The sequence below is a fragment of the Clostridium oceanicum genome (assembly GCF_039521385.1).
GTDB lineage: Bacteria > Bacillota > Clostridia > Clostridiales > Clostridiaceae > Clostridium_F > Clostridium_F oceanicum.
In genome coordinates, this window is record NZ_BAAACG010000001.1 from 343,511 (window position 1) to 360,797 (window position 17,287).

Sequence of the window (17,287 nt, forward strand, 5' to 3'; positions counted from 1 at the left end):
ATTATAAATGAAATTATTAAAAGATAAAAACTTAGTAAAAATAGTAGGATCAGTACTTGTAAGTAGTATAGTTTTAGCAGGTTGCGGAAATAAAGCTGCTGAAAATAAAGAGGTTAAGGTTAAAGATGGTAGAGGTAAAGAAGTAGTAATGGATAAATATGCAGATAGTTTTGTGCTTTTCCCAAAAGAAGCAACTGCAATGTTTTCTATTACTCAAACAACAGATGGATTCTTAGGAATGAATGCTGCAAATAAAGATTATCTTAAAGGATCAGTTTTAGCAAAACATTATCCAGAATTATTAAATATAAAAAGTGATATTAGTGCAAAAGGAACTAGTTTCAATCCAAATGTAGAAGAAATATTATCATTAAAACCAGATGTAGTATATCAATGGCATGTAGGTGGAAAAGAAAGATGGGAACCTTTAGAAAAAGCTGATATACCAGTAATTACAGTTAATTGGGGCGATTGGAATGATGATATTGAAAGATATAAAACTTATGCCCAAGGTATAGGTAAACAAAAAAGAATGGATGAATTATTAAAAAGACAAGATGAAGCTAGTAACAAAGTAAAAAAAGTTACTCAATCTATAAAAAAAGAAGAAAAATTAAATCATGTTTTTGTAGATGAAATAAACGGAAATGAAATTGGAGTTTGGGGAACTGTTCTTCCACATACATCAGTACATGGAGTAGAAAATGCAGCTTATACTATAGGTAAACTTAATAAACCAGGAGAAAAGATTAACACAGAAACACTTTTAAAATGGAATCCAGATATGATTATAATTAATTCAACGGCATTTAAATCAGGAAAAGTAACTCCTGAAAAAATAATGAATAATAGCTTATTTAAAAATCTAAAAGCAGTAAAAAATAAAAAAATTTATGTTGTTCCAGATGTATCTCAACTAGATAACCCAACTATATTATGGTATTGGTATGCTATGCTTGCTACACCAGATAAATTTGAAGATACAAATTTACGTAACATAGTTAAAGACGAATATAAATTCTTATATAATACTGATATAAATGAAGAAGAAGTAGATGAAATACTTAATATAAAAGCAAATAAAAATAGTGAAAATTACAAACAATTTATTAAATAGTTTAGGAGATAGGAATGAAAAAGAATTATAAGTTATTTTTTATAATAGCCACAATACTATTAGTTATAATGGTATTTGTAAGTATAGGTTTAGGAAGATATTCCATGAATCCAACAGCTTTTTTAAATGGACTTTTTCATCCAACAAAGAGTAGTACTTCTATGTTAGTTTTATGGAAAGTAAGAATTCCAAGAATAGTAATGGCTATATTAATAGGAAGTGGATTAGCAGTTTCAGGAGCAACACTGCAAGCTATTTTTGGGAATCCTCTTGTTAGTGAGCATATATTAGGTGTTTCATCAGGAGCAGGATTTGGAGCAGCTTTTGGAATACTATTTATAGGTAGTACTTTAGGAATTCAAATATCTTCTATTATATTTGGTTTATTATCCATGGCAATAGCATGCATGATAGCAAAGAAAAATGGAAGTATTAGTGTTTTAATGTTAGTTTTATCTGGAATTATTGTAAGTTCAGTTTTTTCATCTGGAATATCTTTACTTCAATATTTTGCAGACCCAGATAACCAATTACCAACAATTGTTTTTTGGTTGATGGGAGGTTTATCAAAAGTAACAGTAAGTACAGTTATAAGAACAGCTCCTATTATCCTTACTAGTATATTTATTTTATATAAAATAAGATGGCAGCTAAATATAGCTTCACTTAATGAAGAAGAAGCTATATCTTTAGGTGTAAATATAAAAAGAATAAGATTACTTTCAATTGTATTAGCTACAACTATTACAGCTACTTCAGTTGCTGCTTGTGGAATGATTACTTTTGTTGGACTTGTTATTCCACATTTCACTAGAATGCTGATAGGTAATAACAATAAAATTTTACTTCCTGGGGCTATGTTATTAGGAGCTATATTTTTATTAGTGGTAGATAATTTTGCTAGAACTATTACTTCTGCTGAAATTCCTTTATCTATATTAACATCAATTGTTGGTGCACCTTTTTTTGCTTACTTATTACATAAAACAGGAGGGGTATGGAATGATTAAAGTGTCTAAAGTAGCATTTAATTATGATAAAGGAAGAACCCTTTTTAAAGATTTGTCATTTGAAGTTAAAAAAGGTGAAACTTTAGCTGTATTAGGTCCAAATGGTACAGGTAAAACTACATTTATTAAATGTTTAATGGGATTTTTTAAGTTTAGAGTTGGAGAAGTTTTTATTAACAATATATCTAATAAAGATATTAATCAAAAGGATTTTTGGAAACAAGTTGGTTATGTTCCTCAAGCTAAAAATGTATCCTTCGGATTTTCAGTGCTAGAAATGGTTGTCATGGGATTATCTCCTTACATCGGAATGGGTAGATTGCCTAAAAAAGAAGAATATTCTAAAGCTAAAGAGATGCTAAAACAATTAGGTATTCTTCATCTTCAAAATGCTTCTTGTAACAAAATAAGTGGAGGACAACTTCAAATGGTACTTATAGCAAGAACTCTTATAAAGGATCCTAAAATATTAATAATGGATGAACCGGAATCTAATTTAGATTTAAAAAATCAAATGAAAATATTAAATATTATAGAAAAGTTAAATTCTAAAAAACAAATGGCTATAATTATTAATACTCATTTTCCACATCATGCTCTTAAAGTAGCTCAAAATACTTTAATTATAGGAGAAAATAATCATGTGCTAGGTTCCACTAAAGAAATTGTAACAAAAGAAAATATGAAACAGTATTTTGATATAGATACAGAAATAATAAGTTACTCAAAAGATAACAAAGTATATAATACTATACTACCTCTCGGACTTAGTAAAAATAAGACAGTAATTAATTAGTATAAAGATCAAATATGTAAAGATAAAATATATATGAATAACTTATTTAAAATAGTCATTTATGTACAAAATTTAGGGTATGTATATCTAAATTTTGTACATAAATCTATATAAGAATATTTGTAAACTTTACAATAATAAATTAATACAATATAATTATTGATAATGAGAATCCGTATCACTGAAATTCTTTAGTCAATATAATAAGTTATTAACATAAAATGTTTTCATAAATTATTACCGTATAGAGAATTATTTTAATATCTAGATTAGAACAGCTAAAAGGGGGATTTATATGAATAAAGAAATTGTTATTAGTAATGCAGATGATTTTTATAAGTTTTTCGTAAAAAAGTGTAATTTTGAAAATAAAAAGATAGGAATGTATGAAAGATATTATGTAAGTCCCGAATTTGGAGAGGGAAGTTTGGAGCAAATAAGATTTAAAAATGGGTTAGAACTTTGTATTACTGATTTAAATTTAAAAAAATCTATTGAATTACAATACAATCTTATAGATCCTCCTTATGAGGTAAATTATATTTTAGAGGGGAACCTTTTTCATAATGAATTAAAAGCAAAAGATATGAATTTAAGTAGTGGAAGTATAAGTGTATATTTTAGAAAAGAGATGTGTGGAATTACTAAATTTATTTCAGGTAGAAACATCAAATATATTACGATTATAGCAGATAAGCGTTTTATTGAAGAAAGTTTATTAAATAATGAATATCATAAAGAGTTAAATGATTTTAAAATGTCATCTAGAGCAATTGAACTAACTAAACCACATAGACCAAGATCAGAATTAAAATCAACCTTTTTAAAAATGAAAGATTGTGATTTTTCTAGTATTGGTAAGCTTATGTATTTACAAAGCAAAGCTATAGAAGCATTATCTTTTGTATGGGAAAAAGAAATTAAATTATTAGAAAGTAAAAATAATATATTATTTTTAGACAAACAAGCTGTTGAATCTATTGAAAAAGCTAGGCAGCTTATTGAAGAAAACATGGTAGAACCTTATACAATTGATAAAATATCTAAAGAAGTAAATATGAATGCTTATAAACTAAAAAAAGGATTTAAACAAGTTTATAATATGACTATTTTTGGATATTTAAAACATATAAGAATGATAAAAGCAAAAGAACTATTAGAGAAAAAAGAATTAAATATAGGTGAAGTGTGTTCTGCTGTAGGATATACTAATGCAAGTCATTTTGCTAAAAATTTTAAAGAGGTTTATGGAGAAACTCCAAAATATTTTCGTTTTGGAGCATAAAAACTCCTTTTGTAGGCAGAAAGAAAATAAATAAGACGATATAATCTTAAATATAGATTATATCGTCTTATTTATTTGAAAGGGGGAAGCAGAAATAGTTATTTAATTACTATTATGCAATAAAATTATTATGATTAACAGTATAAAAGAACTTATGAGTATTTGTAAAGAAGAGAGAGTGAAATTTTCTTTCTCTGTAATTTTAGGATTTTTATCCGTTATTTTTTCTATAATTCCATATTATTGTACCTTCAAAATTATTATAGAAATATATAATTTAAACTATAATGTTGAATTATATATATTAGGTGCAATTATAGGTATTGCTATGAGATTTATTTGTTTTTCTATATCTTCCTTTATTTCTCATAAAGCTACAGCAGATTTATTATGTGGTATTCGTTTAAAGATACTTGATAAACTTGAAAAGTTATCTCTTGGAGAAGTTACTAAACAAAATAGTGGTTACTATAAAAAATTGATAGTAGACGATGTAGAATCTCTAGAAAAATTTCTTGCTCATTATGTACCAGAAGTATCATCAAGCTTAGGAGTCCCAATCTTTGTTGGAATTCTACTTTTTATTTTAGATTGGAAGATGGCTCTTGCAACGGTAATAATGATTCCTATTGCTTATAAAATACTATCTGGAATGATGAAGGGCAGCGAAGAAAAAATGCAAAATTATTCGACTTCATTAATGAGAATGAATTTCTCTATCATAGAATATATTCAAGGAATGACAGTTATCAAATCTTTCAACAAAACAGATAAGGCTGTTAGAAAGATTGAATCTAATGTAGACAACTTCAAATATCATGTTCTAAATTGGTATAAATCTTGTTGGAGATATATGTCTGGTTTTGCAATACTTATAAAATCCAGTCTTTTAATTCTTTTGCCAGTAGGAGGAATATTATTTTTAAGAGGTGAAGCTGATATTGGAAAAGTTATGTTTTTCTTTTTAATGTCCTTTTCTTTTTCAGTGCCATTAGTAAAATTAGGAGAATTTACAGATACAATGCCTATGATTAATCAATCTTATCAACAAATTAGAGATTTTCTCTCTAAAAAAGAACTTGAAGATTCTAAAAAAACTGTAGATTTTAAAAATTATTCTATAAAATTTAATGATATTTGTTTTAGTTATACTAAGGAAAAACAAGTTATTAATAATATTTCTTTTGTAGCAGAAGAAGGAAGGCTTACTGCATTAGTTGGAGAATCTGGCTGTGGTAAAAGTACTATTGCAAAACTTGCTGCTCGATTTTGGGATGTAAATTCTGGCGAAATTTTAATTGGTGATATTCCAATTAGAAAAATACCAGTAAATCAACTTATGAAAAAAATAAGTTTTGTTTTTCAAGATACTATAATTTTTAATGATACTTTAAGAAATAACATTAAAATGGGAAAAACAGATGCTACAGATGAAGAAATTATAAAGGCAGCTAAACTTGCTTCTTGCAGTGATTTAATTAAAGACAAAGGACTAGATACAGTTATAGGAGACAAAAATATTAAGTTATCTGGTGGAGAAAAACAGCGAATTGCTATTGCAAGAGCTATCTTAAAAGATGCACCTATTATTATTTTAGATGAGGCTACAGCTTCTTCAGATGCAGAAAATCAAATGGAAATTCAAAAGGCAATTTCTAATTTATCAAAGAATAAAACAGTTCTTGTCATTGCACATAGACTTTCTACTATAGAAGATGCAAATAAAATAGTGGTTCTTTCACAAGGGGAAATAAAAGAAGAAGGAAACCATTATGAATTATTAAAAATTAAAGGATTATATAATGAAATGTACAAAAAATATCAGGATTCTCTTAACTTTAAAATAAATACAAAGGAGGTATGCTAATATGTTTCGTTCCATTCGTAGAATTTTAGCACTATCAGGTAATTTAAAATCAAAAGTGAAAAAAGGAATAATATATGGAACTTTAGAAAGCATATTTTCTTGTTCACCTCTTATTTTTATGATGTTTTTTATAAAAGATATGGTAGAAAATAATCTATCTAATACAAAAATTATTAGCTATACTATAGCTTTTGCTATATGTATTTTTATACAATATCTTTTTCATTTTAAAGAAACAGCAACTATCAGTAGTGTTGGTTATGAAGTAATATCACAAAAAAGAAAAGATATTGCATTATTCTTGAAAAAAATGCCAATGGGAGATTTCATGGGAAAAAGTCTTGGAGAAATAAATGCTATTGTAACTAATGAACTTACACAAATTGAACTTTATGCAATGCAACTTATATCCAAAGTAGTAAGCAGTATTACAATACTTTTAGTAACCATTTTATTTACAGCATCATTAAGTATTCCAATGACAGTAGCTTTTTTTACCGGTTTTCCTATTTCTTTTATAATAAATAAATTATGTAATAAATTATATGTTAAATCTGCAAAAACTAAATTAGAAGTGGAAAGTAATCTTATAGATAACATAGTAGAGTATACTCAAGGAATTAGTACAGTAAAAGCTTATAATGATAATGAAAATCACTCTAACAGAATGAAGTCTATTTTTAAAGAATTCTCTAACAAAACTATTAAAAAAGAAGCAAAAATTATTCCTCTACTACAAGGATATTCTATGTTTATGTATTTAGGTTTTGGAATTATGTTATCCTTAGGAACTTTCTTGCTTATAGATCAAAAGATAGATTTTACTGTATTTTTAATGTTTGCAGTTGTAGGAATCCATATTTACCAACCTTTTGAAATTTTATCAGCTTATTCAGGAACTTTGAAAGCTATGGAGGTGAGTCTTGATAAAGTGGACTATTTAATGAAATTTAAAGCAATGAAGGAACCAGATGATATAGTTAAATGTAAATCATTTGACGTAGAATTTTCTAATGTATCCTTTGGCTATACAGATGAAACTATTCTTAAAGACATTTCTTTTAAATCTCTTGAAAATACAACTACTGCAATAGTAGGAGCTTCCGGCAGTGGTAAAACAACATTAATACAGCTTTTAATGAGATTTTGGGACATAGATGCTGGTGAAATTAAAATTGGAGGGAAAAATATTAATGAATATAAGATAGAGTCTCTTATGAAATATATATCAGTAGTATTTCAAGATAATTATCTTTTTAATGACACAATATATAACAATATAAAATATGGTAATGAAGATGCAACTGATGAAGAAATAAAAACAGCATCAAAGCTTGCATGTTGTAATGAATTTATTAAAAAACTACCAAAAGGATATGAAACAATAGTTGGTGAAGGTGGTTCTACATTGTCTGGTGGAGAAAGACAAAGAATTGCTATAGCAAGAGCTATTGTGAAAAATTTACCTATTATAATTTTAGACGAAGCTACAAGCGGAGTAGATCCTATTAACGAAATTGAAATTCAAAAAGCTATAACAGAACTTATAAAAGGAAAGACTGTATTTATTATAGCTCATAAGTTTGCAACTATTACTAGTGCAGATAAAATTCTTGTTTTAGATAAAGGAAGATTAAAAGAAGAAGGTACCCATAAAGAGCTAACTTTAAAAAAAGGTATATATTATTCTTTATGGCAACGTCAGATAGGAGTAAATGAATGGAAAATTCGAGGCAACTAAAGAAAAACTCTAAAATGAAAAAGTTTGTAATTAAAAGAATTATTTCTTTATTTTTAGTACTTTTAGGAATTACTTTACTTTGTTTCTTTTTATTAAATCTTTCTCCTATAGATGCCACAGATGCGTATATTCATAAACATATGATGCCACCTACTGAAGAGACGGTACAAAAAATACAAAGAGAGTTAGGTCTTAATAAGCCGCTTTTAGAAAGATATTTTTTATGGCTAAAAAACGTTTTTACACTAAATCTAGGTGATTCTTTTGTAACAGGAAAACCTATAGCAAAAGAAATACCAATATGTTTTATTAGAACTTTTAAAGTCGTATCTGGTGCTGTAATAATTATGCTTTTTTCATCTATTATTTTAGGGATTTTATCTTTTTTAAAAAAAGATAAAATATGTGATCAAATAATTAGAGCTTTAACTTTAATGGGAATGTCAATACCTTCCTATTGGATGGGGTTTATGCTTATTTATTTATTTTCTATAAAATTAAATTTATTACCATTTATATTTAATGATACACCAAAAGCGTATATTTTACCTAGTATTTCTTTGTCAATTCCTTTTATTGCAACTTATACAAGAATGATTAGAACTAATATATTAGAGAAGTTTGGAGAAGATTTTGTTATATATGCAAAATCAAGAGGAATTCCATTATATAAAATTATTACAAAGCATATTTTAAAAAATTCTAGTGTATCTTTAGTTTTACTTTTAGGTCAAAATATTGGAAATATTTTAGCTGGCACAGCAGTTATAGAAACAGTATTTTCTATAAAAGGGTTAGGGAGATATGGTCTTGATGCCATATTATCAAGGGATAACCCTGCAATTAATGCATATGTGTTAATTATTGCACTTTCCTTTGCAACTATAAATTTACTATCAGATATTATTGCTATGAAATTAGATAAGAGAGTAGGTGAAAATAGCTTACTATGAAGAAAGTTTTAAAAAATAAACAGTGTTTTTATGGTGGTATTATTCTATTGACAATCATTCTTTTAGGTATTGTATATCCTATTATATCACCTAATGATCCTTCAGCAATATCTTCTTTAGATAGATTCAAACCTATTTCAAAAAGTTTTCCTCTAGGAACAGATAGTTTTGGAAGATGTATTTTTACAAGAATAGCTGTAGGAACTAAATATTCTCTTGGAATATCCTTTGTAATAATGATAAATATTTTTATTATTAGTTTATTAATAGGAACTATTCCAACTTATTTAGGGGGAAAATACGATCGTATTTTTGTTTCTATATGTGATGTGATTATGGCATTTCCACAAATGGTTTTTGTATTTGTTCTTATTGGAATTATGGGAAAAGGTATTGGAAATCTTATGTTATCAATGATAGTTTCACAATCTCCATGGTATGCTAAATTTGTCAGAGGATACGTATTAGAAGAAAAAAACAAAGGGTATATTAAAGCTGCTATAGCAGCTGGAAGCAGTAGCTTAGAAATAATTTTAAGACATATTATTCCTAATATATTACCTCAATTTATTGTCTATATAAGTGTAGGAATGGGAAGAATTATACTTGAACTTTCTGCATTTTCATTTTTAGGTTTTGGTGTAAGTTCAAAAGTGGCTGAATGGGGAGTTATGTTAAATGAAAGTAGGAGATACATATTCCTTCATCCTCAATTAATGCTTTATCCTGGTTTATTTATATTTGCGACTTCAATAGGATTTAATTTATTAGGTGATGGATTAAGAGATTTATTTGATAAAAAAAGAGGAGATGGAGATATCAATGTATCAATTAAATATTGAAAATCTTATAGTACAAACTCAAAATAAAGTTTTAGTGAATAATATTAATCTATCAGTAGAAAAAGGAGAAATATTAGCTGTAATAGGACAATCAGGAAGCGGAAAAACTATGACTTTTAAGGCTGCAATTGGGTTATTAGATAAAAATCAATTTAAAATTGCAGGAGATATAACTTGGAATAAAAACAGGTGCTCTCCAGAAAATATGACTGCTTTTTTAGGCAAAGAAATTTCATATGTTATGCAAAATCCTATGACTGCTTTTAATCCTGTAATAACTATTGGTTCTCATTTTAGAGAAACTCTTATGTACCATTTAAATATAAATAAAAAAGAAGCGGATTATATAGCAAAACAATGGTTGAAAAAACTTAGACTAAAAGATATAGATAGAGTATTTTCAAGCTACTGCTACGAGCTTAGTGGAGGTATGCTTCAAAGGGTTATGTTAGCACTTTCAATGGCAGTAGGAAGTAAAATATTAATAGCTGATGAACCTACTACAGCTTTAGATACTATCACTCAAAAGAAAATAATAACAGAATTTCAAAGACTTAATAAAGAATATGGAGTAACAATTGTTTTTATATCTCACGATTTTGCGATTATTAGTCAAATTGCAGATAGAATAGCAGTTATTTCTTGTGGTGAAATTGTAGAATGTGGAAATACAAAAGATACACTTACAAATCCTAAATCAGAAGTAACTAAAATAATGTTAAAGGAACTTATTAACTATGATTAAGATTAAACATTTATTAAAAGAATATGGAAATAATACTATCCTTAAAGATATTTCATTTCACCTGAAACCTAACAAAAGTTTAGCAATTGTTGGAGAAAGTGGAAGTGGCAAATCTACTATTGCCAATATTATGTTAGGATTTGAAATATGTGATAAAGGTGAAATTGTTTATAAGGGTAAATCATTAAAAAGTTTTAATAAGAAAGATTGGAAATTATATAGGAATAATATACAACCTGTTTTTCAAGACTCCAAAGATAGTTTGAATCCTAGAATGAAAATTAAAGATATAATTTCAGAACCACTTAAAAATTTTACTCTCATAGATAAAGAACAGAGATATAAAAGAGTTAAAAATGTTCTTCAGCTTATAGGTTTAAATAAAGAAGAAGGAGAAAAATATCCTTATGCTTTTAGTACTGGCCAACAAAAAAGAATAAATTTAGCTAGAGCAGTTATATGTAATCCTAAAGTTATTATTCTTGATGAAGTAACTTCAGGTCTTGATCCTAAGGTTAAAAATAATATTATAAAACTAATAAAGAAGCTTCAAAGGCATCAAAATATTACATTTGTAATAATAACTCATGATATTAGTATTGCAGAAAAATTAGCATCACATATCATTGTATTAAAAGAAGGACAAGTAGTAGAGGAGGTAGAGAATTTTAAAAACACAGATGAACTTAAAAGTAATTATTCACAAAAACTTATAGACGCAGTACCAAAACTTAAATATATAGGAGGATTAAAATGAAAAAATTAATAAATGTTTTAATTGTTTTTATGATGTTTACTGTATTATTAGTTGGATGCTCTAAAGATTCAAAAAATGAAGCAAAAGAAAATAACTCTTCAAAAAAAGATGAAATTACTGTGGCGTGGTCTAGTGATTTAGATAATTTTGGTCCACTTACATCAGAAGATGGGTTTAGCCATGAAATTTTAGGACTTGTTTATGAACCACTTATGAAATTTGATGGGAAAAAAGCAATACCTAATTTAGCAGAAAAATTTGAAATATCTAAGGATAAGAAAGAATATACATTTCATCTTAGAAAAAATGTAAAATTCTCAGATGGAGTAGCTTTTAATGCTGAGGCTGTTAAGAAAAACATGGATGGCATTTTAAAAAATGCAGATAGATTTTCTTGGATGGGGGCAATTGGAAAACTAGATAAAGTGAAAGTTATAGATGAATTTACAATTAAATTTATTTATAAAGAACCTTATTATGCTGCACTTTTAGATATGTGCTCTCAATTTCCTATTCGTATGATTAGTCCTTCTTCTATACCAGATAGTAAAAACACAGCAGAAACTTTAAAAAGTAGTGTTGGAACTGGACCATACGTATTAACTAAATCAATAAAAAATCAAGAATACATATTTGAACTTAATAAAAATTATTGGGGCGAAAAACCAAAATTTAAAAAAGTTACAGTGAAAATTATTCCAGATCATGATTCCAGAGTTATGGCATTAAAAAGTGGAGATGTAGATTTAATATATGGTGCAAAACAACTTTCATATGAAGCATATTCACAGTTTAAAAATAATGATAAAATTGGAATTGCTTGTTCTAAAAATGAATCAGAAACTAGAAGCATTTTAATGAATACAACAAATAAAATATTATCAGACATTAATGTTAGAAAAGCTATTTTACAAGGTATAAACAAAGAAGATATTATTAGTAATGCACTTTTAGGAATAGAAGAAAAAGCAAATAGTATATTAAATCCAAAACTTCCTTATTGTAATGTTTCTATAAAACCATATAAATATAATAAGAAAAAAGCATCTGAAATATTAAATAATGCTGGATGGGTATTAAAAGATGGAAAAACTATAAGAGAAAAAAATGGTAAGCCACTTTCACTAAAACTTATGTATGTAAATAGTAGAGGTGCAGAAGGAAGTATAGCACAAATGGTTGCAGCTCAAATGAAAGAAATTGGTATTGATATTAAATTAGAAAGTGTAGAATTAATGGATTGGGGTTCAAGAGGCTTTGAAGGAAAATTTGACCTTGCTTTCAATTCTACTTATGCAGCACCTTATGATCCACACAATTATATTGGAGGAATGATGAGTTATAGTCTTGATAATCCTGCCCAAAAGGGACTTCAAAATAAAAAAGATTTAGATTCTAAAATTTCTCAATTATTCTCAACTAATGATGAGAATAAAATACAAGAATGCTATGATTATATATTAAATAATCTTCATGATAGTGGAATGTATATTCCAATTTCATACCAAAAACAGATTGCTTTATATAATAAAGATGTTATATCAAAAGTGGAATTTCCTAATATTCCAGGTGAGCTAGATATGCTATTGATAAAATAGATATTTTTAAACTTATTAATAAAATATAGATTGTATTTATTAAATAGTTATCCTGTAGTAATAAAATTACCCCTATCCTATATATTTTAAGGATAGGGGCTATTTTTATGTACCATTATTTATATAATATAAAATTGCTATTTGTAAATTAGTTAGTGTAATAGCTAAAGAAATTACATGATTTAAAAATAGTAATAATTCATATCAATAATATTTACTTTATATAATAACTTAGACTAAGTTAGAAGGTTATTAGTTTTTTATAATATTTCTAATACTTCTACTTTATATTTTTCTTCTGGAGCATTAACTTCAACAATATCTCCAACGTGTTTTCCTTTTAAAGCCTTTCCTAGATCAGATTCAATACTAATTTTCATATTTTCAGGATCTAAATCCATAGTAGTTACAAGTGTTACTTCTGTTTCAAAATCATCATCTATAAATTTAATTTTAGCTTTAGTATTAACTCCTATTTTTGAAGTATCTTTATTTTCATCAGAAATTACATTTGCTGTTGAAATCATAGTCATTAAATATTGAATTCTATTATCATTTTCTCTATAATTTGCACAAGCTTCCTTATACTCTGCATTTTCTGATCTATCACCATGGGATGCAGCTATTAATTTTTCTTTTGCTATTTGAGCTCTTTTTTTAGTCATCCTATATTCTAATTCTTCTTTCAATTTTTTCATGTTTTCTTCTGTCAATGTATTATTCATAAAAAATAAGCCTCCATTAAAATATATTACTTTAACATTATACAATATTTATAAAAAAATGAAAGTAATTTAATATAAATATTATTTTTTTTATATCAAAAAAATAATAGTAGATATTTTAGATATTTTATTTTTTTATAAAGATTGTATGTATTTTAACTACAAATTATAATTTAGAAGACATATAAATATAGCAAAATATTATAAATTAAGGATAAATTTATAATATTAACTATATTATTATATAAAAATATATAGATTAATTATGTCGAAAAATTATATAGGAGGGTAAAATATATGATAAAAAAAATATTGAAAGTGCTGTTTGTGATTATTTTATTGTTTGATAATTTTATCGTTGTTAAAGCGGTTAGTAACACTGAATTTCTTCCCCAAAAATATGATTTGCGAAATGTAGATGGAAAAAGTTTTGTAACTCCTGCACGAAATCAGGGAAGAGCAGGTTCTTGTTGGGCATTTGCAGCAATGGCTTCTTTAGAATCTGGTATTATGAAAAAAAATGGTGGCATTTTAATAAAAAATCAGGAAGAGAAACATAAGGGAATTGATTTTATTGATTTATCAGAAGAACATATGGATAGAAATCATGGATATGGTTATTTTCCTAAAAAAGCAGGTCGTTATGAATGTGCAATATCTTATTTAAATAGCAGGAAAGGTCCCTACTTAGAAAAAGATTTTCCCTTTGGAAAAATTAATAGTGATGGTACATATGAATCACCAAATAACAAAGAAGTAACAGATGAAAAAATTCCTTATTTTGTTCAAGGAATACAATTCATAGAAGATATAGATGTAAATACTTTTACTGATAACAAAACTATGCTCCATAAGATAAAAGCTACTAAAAAAGCAATTATGAATTACGGTGCAGTTTCATCTAATATTTATCAAGCACATGATAAAAACGGAACTTTTCCTTATACAAATGACAAATATTACAATGAAAATACTTTTGCTTATTATTGTGATGGAAAAGATGGAAAATATGATAATAATTCTAATCATGCTATATCAATCATAGGATGGGATGATAATTTTTCTAAAGACAATTTCAAAACTAAGCCTAAATATAATGGCGCATGGATTTGCAAAGAAGAGCAAGGAAGTTCCTTTGGAGATAATGGATTTTATTATGTTTCTTATGAAAGTGCTTGTGTAACTACAACTCAATATTGCTTTAAAGATGTTGTAAAAGCTGAAGAAGGATTTGATGGAATTGTACAAAATGATAAATTAGGATTAACCGGTTTTATGGAAAATAATTTTAGTTCTTCAAAAGGTAAGGATACATATTTTAATGTATTTACTGCAAAAGAAGATTGCAAATTAAAAGCAGTTGGGTTTTATTCTATGGGAAATAGCTCTAGATACAAAATATATATAATAGACAATTTTAAAAAATTCTCAAAAGAATTTAATGGATTAAAGGATTTTTCAAACATTGGGAGTAAATATTTAAATACTTCAGGAACAACTTCTAATGCAGGATATAGTACCATTAATTTAACTAAACCATTAAATATAAAAAAAGGTCAACAATATGCTATTGGGTTATGGATAGATACTAGCGATAACTTTAATTGGATGAATATTAATAATGGGAAAAATGATTATGTTTTTGAGACAAAAAAAGATATTAATCCAAATAGTAAAAAAGCAGTAATTAATAGCAATGAAACTTATGTGTATGACGAAGAAGGTATGTTTAACATGGATTTTGAACCATGTATACTAGTGGATACACATACATTAGTTCAAGCATCTCATAGTATAAAAGCCTTTAAAAATATAGGAAATTTATGTTTGAAAGGATATTATGACAAGATTAACAATAATAAAAAAATAATAGATAAAGATTAGGCGAAAATAATAAATTAAGCTATTATAAAATGATAAAAAACTCTAAAAAATAAATTAACCAAAGTTGTTAAAAACAATTCCATGGAACTAATATACATTTATAATAAATATTGATAATAGGATAAACTATTATTTAGTTTTTAAATAATCATTGAAGATGTTATTTAATATATATTATAATTTCCTTGGCTTTAATGACAAATATTGATAAAAAACAATTTATTTCAAGGGGTGATATTCATGAAGTTAAGAAAATTGTGTATTCTTGCATTGTCTGCTACTTTGACAGCTACTATGTTTTCAGGATGTGCAAATAATAAAAAAACAGCAGAAACTGATAAAAAAGTTAAAGCAAAAGATAGTATAATTTATGCTATAAACACTGCACCATCAGGGGTTTTTAACCCGTTAATAAGTGATAGTAGATACGATGTTAATGTAAATAGTATTCTTTATTTACCGCTTTTAAATATTGATAAAAAGGGAAATTTATTACCTGCATTATCAGAGAAATATGAAGTTTCTAAAGATCAAAAAACTATTACATATAAGTTGAATCCTAAAGCTAAGTGGCATGATGGAAAAGAAATTACCGCTGAAGATGTAGTATTTACATTGGAGTCTTTAGCTAATCCTAAATACCCAGGAGAACTTTCTGGTATAGTATCAAAAATAAAAGGCATAGATGAATATAATAAGGGAGATGCGAAAACGGTTTCTGGGTTACAGGCAGTAGATAAGAATACAGTAAAAGTGGAATTAGAAGAGGTATATGCCCCTGCATTGCTTCAAATATCTAGTATACAACCCATTCCAAAGCATGTATGGGAAAAGAAGCCTATAGAAAAATGGACAGAGGCTAAAGATTTACTTACAAAACCAATCGGGTCTAATGCATATAAGCTTAAAGAATATAAAGAAGGTGAATTTGTTAAGTTTGTTGCCTCTGAAGATTTCTTTGGTAAAAAAGCTAAGACTAAAAATTTTACATTAAAGGTTACTAATCATAATACTTTACAAGCTGAACTTAAAAATCATACTGTTGATATAGCTAATACTCAAGATATGAAAAAAGCTGATGTTGAAGAAATTAAAAAGGAAGGCTATAATGTAACAACATATCCTGATTATATGTTTCAATATATGGGCTTTAACTTAAGAAAACCAATTTTTAAGGATAAAAAAATTAGACAAGCATTTATGTATGCTATTGATAGAAAATCAATGTTAGATAAACTTATAGAAGGAAGAGGAATGTCAATAAATACTGCATTACTTCCTAATACTTGGGCTTATCCAAAAGAAGGATTAAATGAGTATAAATACAATGTAGAAAAAGCTAAGAGTCTTATGAAAGAAGCAGGATGGAATGAAAAAAATGGAGTGCTTGTTAATAAGAAAGGTGAAAAATTTGATGTAACATTAAAAGTACCAACAGGATCAAAACCAAGAGAGCAATCTGCTTTAATTATACAAGAAGCCCTTAAGAAAATTGGAGTCAATGTCAAGATAGAAACAATGGAATTTCCAACATTAATGACTCAAGTTGTTAAAAATCATGAGTTTGATTTATATTTAATGGGAAATACTTTATCTTCTGATCCTGATCCAAAAGCATTTTGGTCTTCAAAAGCAGTATCAGACAAAAAAGGTGAAGTTGGATACAATATAGTTGGATATAAAAATTCACAAGTAGATAAAATTATTGAAGAAGGTCTTTCAACAATAGATAGAACTAAGAGAGCTAAAACTTACGCTAAGTTTGGTAAAATAATTAATGAAGATGTTCCAGAGGTATTCTTATATCTTCAAAATAATGATATAGCATATAACAAAAACTTAAAGAACTTTAAGCCATCAACATTTTCTGAATTTGCAAACATTGAAAACTGGGTAATACAAGAATAAAATTTAAATTAAAGAAGGTGTTTCAAAGTTATCTTATTTTGGAATGCCTTCTTAAGTAT

The 17,287-nt window shown here is 26.7% G+C and carries 14 protein-coding genes; 13 read left to right on the forward strand and 1 reads right to left on the reverse strand.

Annotated features, from left to right (window positions below; genetic code table 11):
- The first annotated feature begins 7 nt into the window (after nucleotides 1–7).
- The 11 genes from ABDZ71_RS01590 (at nucleotide 8) to nikA (ending at nucleotide 12,711) form a co-directional block, all read left to right on the forward strand.
- Nucleotides 8–1,117: an ABC transporter substrate-binding protein gene (locus ABDZ71_RS01590; protein WP_343758165.1), complete on the forward strand. Its 1,110-nt coding sequence runs from the start codon at nucleotides 8–10 to the stop codon at nucleotides 1,115–1,117.
- Between the two features lie 14 nt (nucleotides 1,118–1,131).
- A complete protein-coding gene (locus tag ABDZ71_RS01595) occupies nucleotides 1,132–2,127 on the forward strand; it encodes a FecCD family ABC transporter permease (protein WP_343758167.1) in 996 nt (331 codons plus the stop codon).
- A complete protein-coding gene (locus ABDZ71_RS01600) occupies nucleotides 2,120–2,923 on the forward strand; it encodes an ABC transporter ATP-binding protein (protein WP_343758169.1) in 804 nt (267 codons plus the stop codon). The genes ABDZ71_RS01595 and ABDZ71_RS01600 overlap by 8 nt, the downstream gene beginning before the upstream one ends.
- A 295-nt stretch (nucleotides 2,924–3,218) precedes the next feature.
- Nucleotides 3,219–4,208: a helix-turn-helix domain-containing protein gene (locus tag ABDZ71_RS01605; RefSeq protein ID WP_343758171.1), complete on the forward strand. Its 990-nt coding sequence runs from the start codon at nucleotides 3,219–3,221 to the stop codon at nucleotides 4,206–4,208.
- A 130-nt stretch (nucleotides 4,209–4,338) separates the two neighbouring features.
- On the forward strand, nucleotides 4,339–6,075 hold the full coding sequence (locus tag ABDZ71_RS01610) for an ABC transporter ATP-binding protein (protein WP_343758174.1): 1,737 nt from the start codon (nucleotides 4,339–4,341) through the stop codon (nucleotides 6,073–6,075).
- Between the two features lies 1 nt (nucleotide 6,076).
- Nucleotides 6,077–7,816, forward strand: coding sequence for an ABC transporter ATP-binding protein (locus tag ABDZ71_RS01615; RefSeq protein WP_343758175.1), 1,740 nt, complete (start codon nucleotides 6,077–6,079; stop codon nucleotides 7,814–7,816).
- A complete protein-coding gene (locus ABDZ71_RS01620; protein ID WP_343758177.1) occupies nucleotides 7,795–8,769 on the forward strand; it encodes an ABC transporter permease in 975 nt (324 codons plus the stop codon). The genes ABDZ71_RS01615 and ABDZ71_RS01620 overlap by 22 nt, the downstream gene beginning before the upstream one ends.
- Nucleotides 8,766–9,611 carry an ABC transporter permease gene (locus ABDZ71_RS01625; protein ID WP_343758179.1) on the forward strand — a complete coding sequence of 282 codons (846 nt, stop codon included), beginning with the start codon at nucleotides 8,766–8,768 and terminating at the stop codon, nucleotides 9,609–9,611. The genes ABDZ71_RS01620 and ABDZ71_RS01625 overlap by 4 nt, the downstream gene beginning before the upstream one ends.
- A complete protein-coding gene (locus ABDZ71_RS01630; RefSeq protein ID WP_343758181.1) occupies nucleotides 9,592–10,356 on the forward strand; it encodes an ATP-binding cassette domain-containing protein in 765 nt (254 codons plus the stop codon). The genes ABDZ71_RS01625 and ABDZ71_RS01630 overlap by 20 nt, the downstream gene beginning before the upstream one ends.
- Nucleotides 10,349–11,113 carry an ABC transporter ATP-binding protein gene (locus ABDZ71_RS01635; RefSeq protein ID WP_343758183.1) on the forward strand — a complete coding sequence of 255 codons (765 nt, stop codon included), beginning with the start codon at nucleotides 10,349–10,351 and terminating at the stop codon, nucleotides 11,111–11,113. Before ABDZ71_RS01630 ends, ABDZ71_RS01635 begins: the two co-directional genes overlap by 8 nt.
- Entirely contained in the window at nucleotides 11,110–12,711 is a 1,602-nt protein-coding gene (gene nikA / locus ABDZ71_RS01640) for a nickel ABC transporter substrate-binding protein (RefSeq protein WP_343758185.1), read from the forward strand. The genes ABDZ71_RS01635 and nikA overlap by 4 nt, the downstream gene beginning before the upstream one ends.
- Before the next feature lie 260 nt (nucleotides 12,712–12,971).
- Here the strand turns inward: nikA and greA are convergent, their stop codons facing one another.
- On the reverse strand, nucleotides 12,972–13,436 hold the full coding sequence (gene greA / locus ABDZ71_RS01645) for a transcription elongation factor GreA (protein ID WP_343758187.1): 465 nt from the start codon (nucleotides 13,434–13,436) through the stop codon (nucleotides 12,972–12,974).
- A 297-nt stretch (nucleotides 13,437–13,733) separates the two neighbouring features.
- On the opposite strand from greA, the gene ABDZ71_RS01650 reads away from it, so the two are divergent.
- Together ABDZ71_RS01650 and ABDZ71_RS01655 are read left to right on the forward strand one after the other, a co-directional pair.
- Nucleotides 13,734–15,320, forward strand: a complete 1,587-nt coding sequence (locus ABDZ71_RS01650; protein WP_343758189.1) for a C1 family peptidase — start codon at nucleotides 13,734–13,736, stop codon at nucleotides 15,318–15,320.
- A 240-nt stretch (nucleotides 15,321–15,560) separates the two neighbouring features.
- Nucleotides 15,561–17,228 (forward strand): ABC transporter substrate-binding protein, encoded by a 1,668-nt coding sequence (locus tag ABDZ71_RS01655; RefSeq protein WP_343758191.1) that lies wholly within the window; start codon nucleotides 15,561–15,563, stop codon nucleotides 17,226–17,228.
- Nucleotides 17,229–17,287 lie beyond the last annotated feature (59 nt).

What these genes read in the sequence shown, in the direction of transcription:
- ABDZ71_RS01590 (WP_343758165.1), top strand. Translation starts at nt 8, where the DNA reads ATGAAATTATTAAAAGATAAAAACTTAGTAAAAATAGTAGGATCAGTA.
- ABDZ71_RS01595 (WP_343758167.1), top strand. Translation starts at nt 1,132, where the DNA reads ATGAAAAAGAATTATAAGTTATTTTTTATAATAGCCACAATACTATTA.
- ABDZ71_RS01600 (WP_343758169.1), top strand. Translation starts at nt 2,120, where the DNA reads ATGATTAAAGTGTCTAAAGTAGCATTTAATTATGATAAAGGAAGAACC.
- ABDZ71_RS01605 (WP_343758171.1), top strand. Translation starts at nt 3,219, where the DNA reads ATGAATAAAGAAATTGTTATTAGTAATGCAGATGATTTTTATAAGTTT.
- ABDZ71_RS01610 (WP_343758174.1), top strand. Translation starts at nt 4,339, where the DNA reads ATGATTAACAGTATAAAAGAACTTATGAGTATTTGTAAAGAAGAGAGA.
- ABDZ71_RS01615 (WP_343758175.1), top strand. Translation starts at nt 6,077, where the DNA reads ATGTTTCGTTCCATTCGTAGAATTTTAGCACTATCAGGTAATTTAAAA.
- ABDZ71_RS01620 (WP_343758177.1), top strand. Translation starts at nt 7,795, where the DNA reads ATGGAAAATTCGAGGCAACTAAAGAAAAACTCTAAAATGAAAAAGTTT.
- ABDZ71_RS01625 (WP_343758179.1), top strand. Translation starts at nt 8,766, where the DNA reads ATGAAGAAAGTTTTAAAAAATAAACAGTGTTTTTATGGTGGTATTATT.
- ABDZ71_RS01630 (WP_343758181.1), top strand. Translation starts at nt 9,592, where the DNA reads ATGTATCAATTAAATATTGAAAATCTTATAGTACAAACTCAAAATAAA.
- ABDZ71_RS01635 (WP_343758183.1), top strand. Translation starts at nt 10,349, where the DNA reads ATGATTAAGATTAAACATTTATTAAAAGAATATGGAAATAATACTATC.
- nikA (WP_343758185.1), top strand. Translation starts at nt 11,110, where the DNA reads ATGAAAAAATTAATAAATGTTTTAATTGTTTTTATGATGTTTACTGTA.
- greA (WP_343758187.1), bottom strand. Translation starts at nt 13,436, where the DNA reads ATGAATAATACATTGACAGAAGAAAACATGAAAAAATTGAAAGAAGAA.
- ABDZ71_RS01650 (WP_343758189.1), top strand. Translation starts at nt 13,734, where the DNA reads ATGATAAAAAAAATATTGAAAGTGCTGTTTGTGATTATTTTATTGTTT.
- ABDZ71_RS01655 (WP_343758191.1), top strand. Translation starts at nt 15,561, where the DNA reads ATGAAGTTAAGAAAATTGTGTATTCTTGCATTGTCTGCTACTTTGACA.